Raw genomic sequence first — 13,814 nt, forward strand, 5'->3', positions numbered from 1 at the left:
CGCCGCCGCGCTCGACGCTGCGAAGCCCGTCGAGAGGCAGGAGGGAGAGGGCCCCGCGGACCCCGACGGCACACGGGCCGCCGCGCAGTCCCCGGCGGCGGCTACTCCGTCCCGGGCGTGGCCTGGCCACGCGGGCTCGCGGATCGTCCGGCCTGCTCCCCGGCGGACTCGTGGATCTTGGCCGCTACGGTCCGGAACGCCCGGCCGATCGTCTCCAGGTCGGCCGGGCTGAGCAGGTCGACGAAGTGCTCGCGCACCGTCTCGACGTTGTCCTTGGCGGCCTCGACCAGCAGCGCCTGCCCGGCTCCGGTCAGCGACGCGACCACGCCGCGCTTGTCGTCCGCGTCGTCGCCTCGCCGGACGAGCCCGCGGGCCTCCAGTCGGGAGACCGTGTGCGAGAGCCGGCTGCGCGAGTAGTAGGAGAGCTCGGCGAGTTCGGCCATGCGCATACGGCCCCCGGGGGCTTCGGAGAGCCGCATCAGGATCTCGAAGTCGGCCAGCGAGAGGTGGTGACGGCTGCGCAGCCGCCGGTCGCGCACGTCCACCAGGAGCGCCGATCCTTCCACGTAGGAGCGCCAGGAGCGCTGCTGATCGTCGTCCAGCCACCGTGTGCCGCTCATGACCTGAAGAGTAACAGTTGAAGCTTTCAACCAGTCGGGTAGGCTGGCGAGGTAGTTGAAGTATTCAACTGTCCTGGCGGTGGTCACCGGCTGTGCCGGCGAGGGAGGTCCCGTGAAGGCGAAGTTGTTGGTGCTCGCCTCCGGCAACTTCGTTGTCGGGGTCTCGACGTTCGTGATCGCGCCCCTGCTCGGACGCATCGGCGCGGACCTGGACGTCAGCCGGACGGCCGCCGCGCAGCTCGTCGTGGTGTACGCGCTCGCCTACGCGCTCGGCGGCCCGGTGCTCACCGCGCTGGCCGGGCATCGGCCGCCACGGCAACTGCTGTTCGTGGCGCTGGCCGTGTTCGGCGCCGGCAACGGCCTGACCGCGGTCGCGGCGAACTTCCCGGGTGCGGTCGCGGCGCGCGTGCTCGCCGGCGTGGGCGCCGGGGTGTACACCGCCAACGCGCTCGCGGTCGCACGCCGCCTGGCTCCCGGCGACCGGCAAGGACGTGCCGTGGCCGTGGTGGTGGGCGGGCTGACGACGGCGCTCGTGCTCGGCCTTCCGCTCGGCGCTTGGTTGGGCGGCGAGACCGGTTGGCGGCTCGTGCTCGGCCTTCTCTCCCTGGCCGCAGTGCTGCCCATGGCCGCGATCCGGCTGCTGCCGGCATTCGGAGGCTCCCCCGCGGTACCGCTCGCCGCGCGCGTCGCACCGCTGCGCGACCGGCAGGTGCTGGCCACGCTGCTGGCGACCTGGCTGTGCCTGACGGCGAGTTGGACGGTCTACAACTTCATCGACCAGGTACTCCTGGAAGCCACCGGAGGCGACCCGGACCGTCTGTTCCCGGCGCTGCTCGTCTTCGGTGCCGGCGCCGTGGCCGGCAACCTGCTCGCCGGGCGGCTGGCTGACCGCTTCGGCCCTGACCGGACGATCGCGGTGGTGGCTCCAGGACTGGTCGTGGCGGTGCTGGTGGTCCCGCTGGCAGCGGTCGCCATGCCGCCGGCGCTGCTGAGCATCGGTGCCTGGGCGATGCTGCACTGGATGGTGAACGTTCCGCAGCAGATCCGGGTCGTCGCCACCGCGCCGGAGTCGGCCCCCGTCGTCCTCGGTCTGCACCAGAGCACCATCTACCTGGGCATCAGCGCCGGCGGATTCGTCGGCTCGCTCGGCTACGGACTGGCGGGCCGAAGCGGCATCGGCTATGCCGCCTTCCTCACCGGACTCACGGCGCTCACCGCCTTGTGGTGGTCCTTCCGCATGCGCCACCCCTCCAGACCATCCCCACCACCCACCCCCACGCACACGCAAGCGCCGAGGCAGAAAAAGGTAAGAAGGTCATGACGGATCGAGCCACCATCACCGGCGTACGGGTCTTCGACGGCCGACGGCTGTCCGAACCACGCAATGTCGTCATCGCCGACGGCGTGATCGGCACCGACGACGACACCGACCCTTCCGGCGGCGACGTCGTGACAGCCGACGGATGCGTGCTGCTGCCGGGCCTGATCGATGCGCACGTCCACCTCGGCGGCCGCCAGACTCCGGAGAGGCTCTGCGCGTACGGCGTCACCACGGCCCTGGACATGTCGAGTTACCCCGCGCAACGGATGGCCGCACTGCGGGACACGCCGCGCGGGGCCGACGTGCTCAGCGCGGGCATCCCGGCGATCGGGCCCGGCGGTCTGCACGCACGTATCCCCACGATGCCGGCCGACGCGGTGGTGACCCATCCCGGCCAAGCCGAGCCGTTCGTCGCCGCGCGGCTGGCCGAGGGCAGCGACTACATCAAGATCATCGCCGACCCGGGCGACGGCGGTCCGGACCAGCCGACCGTCACGGCGCTCGTCCGCGCGGCGCACGCCCGCAACGTCCGGGTCGTGGTGCACGCGACGTCCCGGGATGCCGTCCTCCAGGCTCTCGACGCCGGCGCGGACATCGTCACCCACCTCCCGCTCGGCGCGCCGCTGGATCGCCCGGTCGTGGACCGCCTCGCGGCCGAGGGCTGCATCGTGGTGCCCACCCTCACCATGATGGAGGGCATCGCGGCGGGCATCGGCCGGCCGGGGGCCTTCGCGGGCATCTCCCGCAGCGTCGCTCTGCTCCAGCAGGCCGGGGTTCCCGTCGTCGCAGGCACCGATACCAACGACACCGCCGGAGTGCCGTTCAATCCCGAGGGCGGCACCAGCCTCCACCACGAGCTGGAGCTGCTTGTCGACGCCGGGCTGAGTGCCGCCGAGGCGCTCCGCGCGGCGACGGGACTGGCGGCTCGGGCGTTCGGCCTCACCGACCGCGGTTCCGTCGAGGCGGGGCTACGGGCCGACTTGGTCCTCGTCGACGGCGATCCGCTGGCCGACATCCGCGCCACCCGGAACATCCGCCGCATCTGGTGTGGTGGTGTGGAGTATCAGCCGGCCGGCCGGCACCCCGATTCCGAAGAGCGGGAACCGGAGCGACCGCCGGCCGAGGAGCGCGGGACGCACGCCCGTGTGCGAGAAGAAGGCTGACCGGGGATGCCCGACCTGCGACTGCTGGGACCGGTCGAACTGCGTGGCGGCGACGACCGCCGCTACTCCCTCGGGCCGCCCCGGCAGCGGTGCGTCATGGCCGTGCTCGCGATGACCCCGGGGCGGCTGGTGCCGGTGGAGACACTGATCGCGCGGGTGTGGCGCGACGAGCCCACGAACGACATGCGCGACGCCGTCTGCACCTACGTCTCGCGGCTGCGCCGCCCGCTGCGGCAGGCGGCAGAGGGCAGCACACCGGCGCCGGAGATCCGCCGGGACAACGGCGGGTACGTGCTGACCCCCGACGACGCGAACGCGGATCTGCACCGCGCCCGGAGTCTGGTCCGCCAGGCCCGGCAAAAGCAGACGGGCGACCCCGTGCGGTCGGCAGAACTGCTCGGCGAGGCCGCCGCGTTGTGGCGCGGTACCCCGCTGGCCGGGTTGCGCGGACTGTGGGCGGAGCAGATGAGACGGTCCTCGTCGTCGCCGCCGACCTGGCTCCCGGCACGGCGTACGCCCTCACCCGCCTGCTCCTCGGCGCCCGCGACCACCCGCCCGCCACATCCCTCGCTGGCCCTCTTCAACCCCGCCACCGCCTGGCGCAACGTCCGGCCCCGCTCCATCCCGGCACGGCACGCGCGTACCGGGAGGCGGGATTCATGACCTGAGAACGAAGCCGCGGCCGGTGCCACCCCAGAACCATGGCGGGAGCCGTCAAGGTTTGGGCAGCGGGTCCGTCAAGACGCGGCGGGAACGATGGGCGGTGAAGACCGGGACATCGTCGTTTCGTCGAAAGGAGGCACACGTGACCGGAACGGCACGAAAAACTCGGCGGGGTCGGGTCCCCGAGAAGAATCTGACACAGGCCGCCAAGAACATTTCCGATCTGCGCGCTGAATCGGCGGAACGGAACGGGCGGTGATCAGATCTGCGTGTGGTGGTCAATTCCGTCCGCCGCCGGGTGACTCCGGGTCGGAATTCGTCAAGGTTCCGCACCAGCGGGTGCCGATAGCGTATTGATCACGCGCTCCCGGCAGATCCGACCCACGTCCGCTGCCGGGGCGGCTCCCCGGCAACCGGAAATGAGAAGGTCACCACCGCCGATGGGCCGCCCACCGGCCCTGTCAGATTTCATCAAGGTTCTGTCCGGCGATGCTTACTACGCTTGCCGGTCTTGGCCGTGGCCGACCAGCCGTCTCGGCGCCGTGGCACGAGCACACGTATGAGGGAGAGACGAACCCCCATGAGCACACGTACGGCAATCTCCTTCCGTGCCCTGGCCGCTGTTGCGCTGCTGTCCCTGATAGCTGCCGGATGCGGTGGTGGCGACGGGGACGGCCACGAGCGCCGCAACCCCCCGCAGTCGTCCGATACCTCCGGCGAAGCCGAGGAGCCGCCCCCCGCCACGGCGTTCGCGACCGAGGCTGCCTTCTCCCTCGAAACCGGACCGGTGCGGCACCCGCCCGTCGCGCTGCACCGGCAGAACGCGTGGGTCGCGGGCGAGACGGGCCTGACCCTGGTCGACCTGGCCACCGGGGACGAGACCACGCGCCTGAAACCTCGGCGGCAGCCGCTGCACGAGGCGTGGCCGGAGTCAGCCGGGCGGCGGGATGAGGACCGGGCCGCAGAGCTGGAGAAGCAGGGTGCCCAGCGCAGGCTTCCGCGACCGCTGCTCACCCGCATAGGCGGTACCCCGGCGGTCGTGGCCGCGGTCCCCGTCAAGGGGGAGCGGCAGGACCCGGCGGTGGAGATCCTGGCGGCGAACGCCGAGACGGGCGAGCGGTTGTGGGGTCTTCTCGTCGAGCCGGGCGTCCTGGCGGGAGAGAACGCCGAGGGGCTTTCTGCTCCGGTGCTCCACGCCCATGACGGCACGGCAGTCGTCCAGGTGGCAAAGGCAGATCGCGTGCTGGGCTCGCTGGGAATCGACCTCGACGGTCCGGAACTCGTCTGGGAGGAGGACGAATTCCTGGCCATGGCGGGCTCCGGCGACGACCTGGCGGGCATGTCCTTCCCGGACGGCGGCGGGATACGCCTGCTGGGGGCGGTGCTGACCGACGGCGCGCACACCTGGAGCGAGGACATCTCGAAGTACGCCTCGATCGCCCCCTGCGGCCCGTGGCTGGCCGTCGAGGACTTCGACGACGACCGGGGTCCGCTCCTGATCGAGATGGACAGCGGCGACGTCACCCACACCCGTGACGACGGCCTGGTCAGCGGCATGTCCTGCTGGGAGGGCGAAGGCGGCACGACGGTGGTTCTCGCTTCGAACGGCGAGGGGGACGAAGGAGACGAGGAGCGAGGCGGGGCGATCGGCCTGGACGCCACCAGCGGAGAGGTTCTGTGGCGGCTCCGGCACGGGAAGTGGGAGGGCAGGGTCTCGGCCTCGTACGAGGACCGCCTGTACCTCAAGGCGGGGGAGGGACTGGTGGTGCGGGACGCCCGCACCGGTCGGGTCCTCGGCAACGTGCCGGGCATCGCTCCGCAGCAAGTCAACGGCTACGCGGGGCTGATCGCCGCGGGGGACGGTGTCGACGTCCACCCGGCCGAGCGGTGAGCAGCGCTCGTTCGCTCCCGCCGGACTCACGCCGGCACCTGTCCGGTGGTCCCCAGGGTGCCTCGGAGCGCCTGCGGTGATCCACCGCAGGCGTCGGTGCGTGCCGTCCGGGACTGACCGGGGCCGTCCTCGGCATCCGATCTGAAGCACTCGCGGGCGGCCCGGTCCCGGCCTTGCTCCACCGGCGGCTTGCGCGGTGAACCACCCGGCGACGACGGCCGCCACGACCTCGCCCCAGACGGACATTGACATACCCGCGAAGGCAAAATAGTGGCCGCGGCGAACGCCAGCGTGTAGCCCCGGTTCGGCAGGCGGCGGCTCCTGACCGGACTGGCCGGCTTCGTGGTCACCTCCACCCTCGCGGGCCTGTCCGTGAACCCCGAGATGCTCATCGCCTCACGCTTCTTCCAGGGTGCCGCGGCCGCGATGATGGTGCCCCAGGTGCTGGCCATGCTGCAGGGCGACTTTCCGCGGGCGGAGCAGCCGAAGGCCATGTCGGTCTACGGGATGACCTTCGCCGTCGGCGGCATCGGCGGCCCGGTACTCGGCGGGGTGCTTCTGGAGGCCGACCTGTTCGGCCTGGACTGGCGGCCCGTCTTCTTCATCAACGTGCCGCTGGGAATCGCCGCCTTCGTGGCGGCGGCGTTCCTGACCCGTGAGTCGCACGGTGCGCAGCGTGAGAGCGTCGACGTGCCCGGCAGCCTGATCGCGACCCTTGGCCTGCTCTTGCTGCTGTTCCCCCTGGTGCAGGGGCGGGAGCTGGACTGGCCGTGGTGGGTCTTCGTCCTGATGGCTGCGTCGCCGCCGGTGCTGTGGCTGTTCGTCCGCTACGAGGGCCGGGTCAAGCGGCGTGGTGGCTCGCCGGTCATCGACCCCGAGTTGTTCCGGCACCGTGGCGCGGTCGGCGGACTCCTGGTGGCCGTGCTGTTCTTCTCCGGCATGGCCTACCAACTCGTGCTCACCGTCCATCTCCAGCAGGGCGAGGGGTACTCCCCGCTGCGTACAGCGGTCGCCCTGGCAACGTTCACCGCCGGCGTCGGCATCGGTTCGGCCGTGGCGCCGAAGCTGATGGCCCTCGGCCGGCTGGTGGTGCTGCTCGGCTGCACTGTGATCACCGTCGGCATGGCGCTCACCGCAGCGGCTGTGGACCGCTACGCCGGCTCGCTGGAGTGGTGGCACCTGGCACCCGGCATGGTCGTGGCGGGTCTGGGCCTGGCGATGGTCGCCGGCACGCTCATGACCATCGTGCTTGCCAAGATCCCGAAGACGGCCTCGGGTGCGGCCTCTTCGATGATGAACACCTCCATCCAGGTCGGTGTCGCCACCGGCATCGCGATCGTCGCGACCGTCTACTTCGCCATGCTCGAGGGAGGCAAGCCACCGACCGACGCGGTCATCGGCGGCCTGCTCACCGTGATCGGACTCTACGTACTGGCCGCGCTGGTCGCCCTGGTCCTGCCCGGAGGCCGGGTCTCGGTGAACGACGTGCCGGGCGCCGACGCTCACCCCCCGGCTGCGGCGACGGATCAGCTCTACGCCCCGGAGCACGGCTCTGCGGACGCCAGGACACCGGCCGCAAGCTGACGACGACGCGCAGATCACCCCGTGTCGAACTCCACCGCCGCCGCTCCCGTCGGCCTGCGCTGAGGCGCTGGAGCAACTCGCGCAGGCCGATCACGGGCGGGAAAGCCCGGGATCTCCTGGCCTTCGCCCGCCGGGCCATGGACGGCCTCCCCCGAAGACACCGCGGCACACCGCACGGCGAAACGACAAGCCGCCCACGGCTAACCCGTGGCCGGGGTGGGGAGGACCGCGTTGGCACTGCGCTGGGGGCACAGACGCGTGCAGGGCTGTTCCGCAGCCTGCTGACCGGTCGGCGCGGGATCTGGTGATCCTCGACAACGGCCGTGACGCAGATCGGGTGCTGTCGCTGTCGAGGCTCCGGAGGATCTTCCGCCCGCCGTTGTTCAGCCGGACGGGTTGGTCAGGTTTCTTCAAGGTGCCACACCAGGTGGGTGCGGCACGCTGCACACACTCACAGCCAAGCCACACGAGGGAATCCATATGAGCCAGGTATCTCCCGTACGAGGCCGGCGGGCACTGATACGGGGCGGGGCCTCGGCCGCGCTCTCCGTCGGACTGCTGGCCGCCTTCCACGGGACCGCCGGCGCGATCGTCGGGGGCACCGAGGCCACCGGGCCCGTGCCGTTCATCACGGCGATCGAGATGCTGCGGGACAGCGGCGAGTTCACCTTCCGCTGTGGCGGCTCCCTCATAGATGAGCGGTACGTGCTCACCGCCGCCCACTGCGTCAGTGACCGCGACACCGGCGCCGTCACCGCGCCCGAGAACTTCCACGCCAGGGTCGGGTCCAACGACCGGCTCAGCGGTGGCACTTTCGTGGGCGTCGACGAGATCGAGGTTCACCCCGACTGGTTCAGCGGGTCCGAGCTGCAGAAGGGGGACCTCGCGCTGCTCAAACTCGCCCGGCCGGTGGACCAGGAGCCGGTCCGGATCGCGAACGAGGTGGGCGCGCCCGGAAGCGCCCTGCGCTGGTACGGCTGGGGGGACCCGTACTTCGGCAACGAGATCTCGCCCCGCTACCTCAACCAGCTCGACACCACCGTGACGGCGGACTCCGACTGCATGGGCGGCACGGAGTGGGACATCGCCGAGGGCGACTTCTGCAACAGCCCGGAGCCAGAGGCCGGCCTGTGCAGCGGCGATTCCGGGTCACCCGGGCTGCAGAAGACCGGTGGCCGCTGGGAACTCGTCGGCGTGGTCAGTCGCGGCCTGGGCGACGGAGAGTGCGCCACCGATCCCGACGTGGGGGTGGCCGTGCCGGAGTACGAGAAGTGGATCGACAGCCACACCTGATCGTCGGCCGCACGTCCATGTCCGGGGACGGCCCCCGGCGCCGGTCCCGCTCGATATGCGGCAGGACCAGCCGTGTTCTCCGTCCGTACCGGCAGAAGAAATAGGAAGAAGCGAGGGGGCACTATGGCTAAGGGACGGGGCAGACGGCGGACGACGCTCGCACTGGTGGCGGGCGTGGCATCCGCCGGAGCCATGTTCTACCTGACACCGGCCAGTGCGGTCATCTGGGAGGCCGGCAGCGGTGACATCACCGGGGCGGGCGCCGCCGACAGCCCGGCCGCCGCAGGAAATCCCGGTGCCGTCCGGGCGTTCCAGGAGAGATTCCCCGGGGTGAGCGACGAGGAGGCATGGCGTCGCATCCAGGCCGAGGACGGGCGGGTCGCCCTCATCACCCGACTGGCCAGGGACAATGCCGGTACGTTCGGAGGCTCCTGGTACGACGGGGCGACCGACACCCAGCACCTGCAGGCGACCACAGCCGAGGCGGCCGACCGCTTCGCCGCGCTCGCCGTGGACAGCGGCGTCAAGGCAGAGGTGCACCAGGTGGATTACAGCTACGCGCGGCTCACCGCCGAGGCCGAGCAGGCGCGCGCCGGTGAGCACCGCGCGCTGGGCGGGGCCGCCAAGGGCGACGCGGCCGTGGACGTGGAGGCGAACCGGGTGGTGGCCGGCCTGGCACCCGCCGATCTCAAGGCCGCACGCAACGAGACCATGGCGGTGCCGGACACCTTTCAGATCAGGCCGCGCAGCACCACCGATCCGTCAGGGCTTCCGATCGTCGACGAGGTCTGCAATTCGCGGGCCGACCGCAGCAAGCCGCTGCGCGGCGGCATCTCGGTGAAGAGTCCCGACGTGGGTTGCTCGCTGGGTTTCACGGCCTACGAGAACGATCACCCGAAGCGGAAGTTCGCGATCACCGCGGGTCACTGCGGCGAGAAGGGTGAGCGGCTCAAGCACAGCAACTGGACGATCGGGAACTTCGACCGGGTGGTCTTCGACAATGACTCCGGGACCGACGTGGCCAGGGCCCGGGTGGAGAACACCCACTGGCTGAGTTCGCCGCTGGGCTGGCTCTACAATCCCGGCGACCACGACGATCCGGACCCCGTGACCGGCCGGCTGACGAGCGAGTCCGGCATCCAGAACGGGCAGATCGTGTGCCTGTCCGCCCAGCACAACCCGGAGAACGGCAGCGACTGCGGCACGATCGACGGCGTCGTCGGCAACGGCTACATACGCGTCGTGGGCCACGACGCCTGCCCGGGTGACAGCGGCGGCGGGTGGTACCGGCCGAGCGGTGGCAAGCGGATCGCCTACGGCATACACAAGGGCGGCGCCGAAAGCTGCCACGGTGACCAGGGCGGCAACTACGACTACTTCACCAGTCTCCCGAGGACGGAGGACCGCCTGGACGTGACGATCCACACCCGCTGACTGCCACGGGCGCCCTGCACGCAACCGCGGGAACGCCACCAAACCGGAACCGAGATCATTTCGCTACCGCTGTTCTCCGTTCCGATACTCCCCGAGGGCCACCGCACCCTGCTCGACGAATGGGCCTGCACACCCACCCACCGAACCGAGACCGAACGCCGCCGAGTACTGCCAAAATGGCTGCACACCTACAACCGCCACCGCAGCCAACCGCACTCGGCGACAAACCTCCCATCAGCCGCGTTCACAACCTCCCAGGCCAATACACCATGCAACATCCCCAGGAACCCGCCAGCGGCATACACCCACTGCTTGCCGGGCGTTTCAGCCCCTACCGGTTCGATCCGTCGGCGGTTGTCGACGACCAAGCCCTCGGGCTGCTGCTGGAAGCCGCACGGTGGGCGCCGTCGGCGGGGAACTCTCAGCCGTGGGCCTTCTTCACCGGCAGGCCGCGTGAGCCGGAGCACGACCGGGTGCTCCCTCACCTTGCGCCGAGCTCGGCCCGCTGGGCGACGGATGCGGGCCTGCTCGTCGTCACGCTTGCACGCCGGTACGTGGATGACACGCAGCTGCTCTACTCCGAGTTCGCGGACTACGACCTCGGCCAGGCCGTCGCCCACATGACTGTTCAGGCCCAGGCCATGGGGCTGGCTGCGCACCAGTTCCGGGCCTTCGACCTGGAAGGGCTCACCAAGGAGCTTGACCCGAATCCGGGTTGGGTGATCGTCTCCATAGTCGCCGTGGGCAAGGCGGCCGGCGGGCCTCCGGAGGGCCGTGACCGCCGCAGCATCGCGCACGTGCGCTCCGCTCCCTGGTCACCGGCGGAGTAAAGGAACCGTCGAGGGTCTTGTTGTAGCGGGTGGCGATGCGCCGCCAGGATTCTGAGCTCGCCGATCAGACCCTCGACAGGATTCCTTACTTCCTTCCCCGGAGAAGCGGTCGACGAGTCGGCGGCGGGACACGGCGGCTCAGTGGGCCGCCTGGGCTGCGGCCGCGGTCTTGCGCAGCGGGGGCACGAACGCCAGGGCGAGCAGGGACAGCGCCAGATTGAGCACCAGCGTCACGGTGAACGCGTGCACGTACTCGTGCTGCGACATCCCGTCGCCGAGGGTGCTGAAGTAGACCAGGCCCACCAGGGTGATGCCGAGGGACATGCCGAGCTGGCCCACGGTCTCCAGCACGCCCGCCGCACTGCCGGCCTCCTGCGGCGGTACGCCGGTGAGCGCGGCGCCGAGCAGCGGGCTGACGCCCAGGCCCTGTCCCACCCCGATGATGACGAGGGCGGGGATCAGGATCGGGCCCGACAGCGAGTCGCCGACGGCCAGCGTGGTGAGGAGCAGGAGCAGGTAGCCGAGTGCGTTGAGGCCGTATCCGGCGGTCAGGACGTGCAGACCGAGCCGCGGCATGATCCTGGGCAAGGCCATGGAGGTGGCTGTGAACGCGATGCCCAGCGGGGCGAACAGCAGGCCGGACTCCAGGGCCGAGTAGCCGAGTCCACTCTGCAACTGTACGGCGAGGACGAAGAACAGCCCGGCGTTGCAGGCGAAGAACGCGAAGAACAGCGCGTTGCCGGAGCGGTACGCGCGCAGCCGCAGCAGGGGCGGGCTGATCAAGGGCTGGCCGCCGCCGTCGGACAGCCGGCGCTGCCACCAGCCGAACGCGACGAAGCACGGCACGGACGCCACCAGCATCGCGTAGCTCCACAGGGGCCAGCCGGCCGTACGGCCCTCAGCCAGCGGGAAGGAGAGCAGCAGCAGGGCCAGCGTGAGCAGGCCGACGCCCGGCAGGTCCAGCCGGGGCCGCTGAGGGCTGCGGACGCCGGGCATGGTCAGCGCGGCACCGGCGATGGCGGCCAGGCCAAGCGGCAGGTTGACCAGGAAAATCGGCCGCCAGCCCCAGCCGAAGAGGTCGAGGTGGACCAGGACGCCGCCGATCAACTGGCCGGTGATCGCGGCCAGCCCAATGGTAGCGCCGAACAAGGCGAGGGCCCGGTCGCGCCGGGCCCCCTCGAAGGAGGTCTGGATGATGGAGAGGATCTGAGGGAAGAACAGGGCCGCCGCGAAGCCCTGGAAGCAGCGGAACGCTATGAGGGTCTCGGGGCTGGGCGCGACGCCGCAGCACAGCGAGGCGACGGTGAACAGCCCGAGGCCGGCGAGGAACATCCGCTTGTAGCCCACGATGTCGCCGAGGCGGCCGCCAGTGACCAGGAACAGCCCGTAGACCAGGATGTAGCCGCCGACGGTCATCTCGGCGGCGGAGACCGAGGCGCCGAGGTCCGAGCGGATGGACGGGATGGCAACGTTGACGATGTAGGAGTCCATCATCGCCATGAACGTGGCAGCCATCGCGACCAGGATCATTGCCCTGACCTGGGCGGGCGGCAGCGGCGGCGGGCCGTCACTGCCGCCCGCGGGGGGGTCCGCCGTCTTGCCCCGGTCGGTTACGGCGACTGTCTTGTCATCCTGCATGCGCGGGCCTGCTCTCGGGGGCGGGGGGTGGGTGGCCGGCGTCGGACGCGGGGTCTAGCAGGTGGAGACGGGCCCCCACCAGTTCGACGCGCGAGGAGACGCCGAGCTTCTGGAAGATCTTCCGGAGGTGGAAGTTGACGGTGTGCGGTGACAGATTGATTCGGGACGCTATCTGACGGTTCGTTAGGCCTGCGGCGACGAGCCGCGTGACGGCCTCCTCGGTGGGGCTCAGCAGTTCGCCCGCCCGTGCGGCCGGCCGCTCGTAGTGCAGCAGCTCGGCGGCCTGCTGGAGCAGGGGGTGGCGGAAGTGCAGTCGGTCGCCGTCGAGGACGAGCACGCCGGCCTCCGTCGCCTCCTGCGCGGAAGCCAGCGTGGAGACTGCCTGACTGGCCGGGAGGCGCAGCAGTTCACTCATCCGCGGCGGGAGCCTCCTGGCCGCGACCGCGTGGAGGAGGTCCCGGGCCGGGCCGGACAGTCGGGGGTCCGTGCGCAGCAGAGCGGTCACGACCCGTGGCGGAAGCATTGCCGGCACCAGGGCGGCAACCCGGCCGCATACGCGGCAACCGCCGTCGGCGACCAGTTCATCCAGCACCGCCCCCAGCAGCGCGGGATGCCCGCCGCAGGCCGCGACCAGGCGTTGTATCAATTCGTCTGGTGCTCCACCGAGCCGCTCCGCTGCCATCCGCAGCGCGTCTCGGCCGTTCAGCGGACCGAGAGCGAGGCCGACCGCGTCCGGGTGCTGGATCGGCACATGCGGGGCGGGACCTCCGGTGCCCGACAACAGCCACAGCACCGGACGGGTCGGCAACGCGGCGGGCAGCCCGCGCAGCGCGGCCTGGACGTGGGGATCACCCCAGGACACATCGTCCAGGGCGACGAGCACGGGCCGGGCCGCGGTCCGACCGTGCGCCGGCAGCTCCGCACCGAGGGCTTCTTCCAGCAGGTCCGGCCCGGACGCGGGGTTGTCCGGCTGGTCCGGACTGGAGAACGCCAGAAAACCAAAAGAAGCTGCCAATAGCAACTTCTTGCGGTGCGCCATGCGGCCGTTCACGACGTCGAAGCCGGCCCGCCGCGCAGTGTCCGTAATGCGATCCAACAAAACGGTCTTTCCGCAGCCCTTCGGGCCATTGAGCAGAATCAGTCCACTCTGCTCATGCCGCATCCGGTGCAACCGTCCATACATGACGCTTAGTTCATAGACACGGCCGTGCAGCTCCATTTCTCCCCCTGGGTGCGTGGTACGGCGACCGACATTAACTGACAGAGGGCCAACTCCGGACCTGATTCCCGATGCTGGACGGATTCCGGATCCGTCGCAGCGATTTACCCCAGCCTCCTCGCACTCGTCAACTACTCGAACAAGTAGTAGATGATTCG

The 13,814-nt window shown here is 70.6% G+C and carries 10 protein-coding genes and 1 pseudogene; 8 read left to right on the top strand and 3 right to left on the bottom strand.

Annotated features, from left to right (window positions below; genetic code table 11):
• Positions 1–101 precede the first annotated feature (101 nt).
• Positions 102–620, bottom strand: coding sequence for a MarR family winged helix-turn-helix transcriptional regulator (locus tag FB457_RS23075; RefSeq protein ID WP_047014894.1), 519 nt, complete (start codon positions 618–620; stop codon positions 102–104).
• A 112-nt stretch (positions 621–732) separates the two neighbouring features.
• Between FB457_RS23075 and FB457_RS23080 the strand changes: the two genes are divergently transcribed.
• From FB457_RS23080 to FB457_RS23115, 8 genes and pseudogenes are all read left to right on the top strand, one after another.
• Positions 733–1,941 carry an MFS transporter gene (locus FB457_RS23080; RefSeq protein WP_047014893.1) on the top strand — a complete coding sequence of 403 codons (1,209 nt, stop codon included), beginning with the start codon at positions 733–735 and terminating at the stop codon, positions 1,939–1,941.
• Entirely contained in the window at positions 1,938–3,104 is a 1,167-nt protein-coding gene (locus tag FB457_RS23085) for an amidohydrolase family protein (protein WP_145783081.1), read from the top strand. Before FB457_RS23080 ends, FB457_RS23085 begins: the two co-directional genes overlap by 4 nt.
• Positions 3,105–3,110: 6 nt before the next feature.
• Entirely contained in the window at positions 3,111–3,767 is a 657-nt protein-coding gene (locus FB457_RS23090; RefSeq protein WP_145783083.1) for a winged helix-turn-helix domain-containing protein, read from the top strand.
• Positions 3,768–4,347: 580 nt separating this feature from the next.
• A complete protein-coding gene (locus tag FB457_RS23095) occupies positions 4,348–5,658 on the top strand; it encodes a hypothetical protein (RefSeq protein WP_047014891.1) in 1,311 nt (436 codons plus the stop codon).
• 312 nt (positions 5,659–5,970) lie between these two features.
• Positions 5,971–7,242, top strand: a pseudogene (locus tag FB457_RS23100) (MFS transporter); the annotation flags it as partial.
• A gap of 480 nt (positions 7,243–7,722) precedes the next feature.
• Positions 7,723–8,535, top strand: coding sequence for a trypsin-like serine protease (locus FB457_RS23105; RefSeq protein WP_145783087.1), 813 nt, complete (start codon positions 7,723–7,725; stop codon positions 8,533–8,535).
• 123 nt (positions 8,536–8,658) lie between these two features.
• On the top strand, positions 8,659–9,969 hold the full coding sequence (locus FB457_RS23110; protein ID WP_145783089.1) for a S1 family serine peptidase: 1,311 nt from the start codon (positions 8,659–8,661) through the stop codon (positions 9,967–9,969).
• A 269-nt stretch (positions 9,970–10,238) separates the two neighbouring features.
• Positions 10,239–10,799 (top strand): nitroreductase family protein, encoded by a 561-nt coding sequence (locus FB457_RS23115; RefSeq protein ID WP_047014889.1) that lies wholly within the window; start codon positions 10,239–10,241, stop codon positions 10,797–10,799.
• Between the two features lie 138 nt (positions 10,800–10,937).
• Here the strand turns inward: FB457_RS23115 and FB457_RS23120 are convergent, their stop codons facing one another.
• Both FB457_RS23120 and FB457_RS23125 read right to left on the bottom strand, forming a co-directional pair.
• A complete protein-coding gene (locus FB457_RS23120) occupies positions 10,938–12,437 on the bottom strand; it encodes an MFS transporter (protein WP_253911154.1) in 1,500 nt (499 codons plus the stop codon).
• Complete coding sequence (locus tag FB457_RS23125) at positions 12,427–13,656, bottom strand: helix-turn-helix transcriptional regulator (RefSeq protein WP_047014888.1); 1,230 nt, start codon at positions 13,654–13,656, stop codon at positions 12,427–12,429. Before FB457_RS23125 ends, FB457_RS23120 begins: the two co-directional genes overlap by 11 nt.
• Positions 13,657–13,814: the final 158 nt, after the last annotated feature.

Source organism: Streptomyces sp. CNZ287 (genome assembly GCF_007827615.1).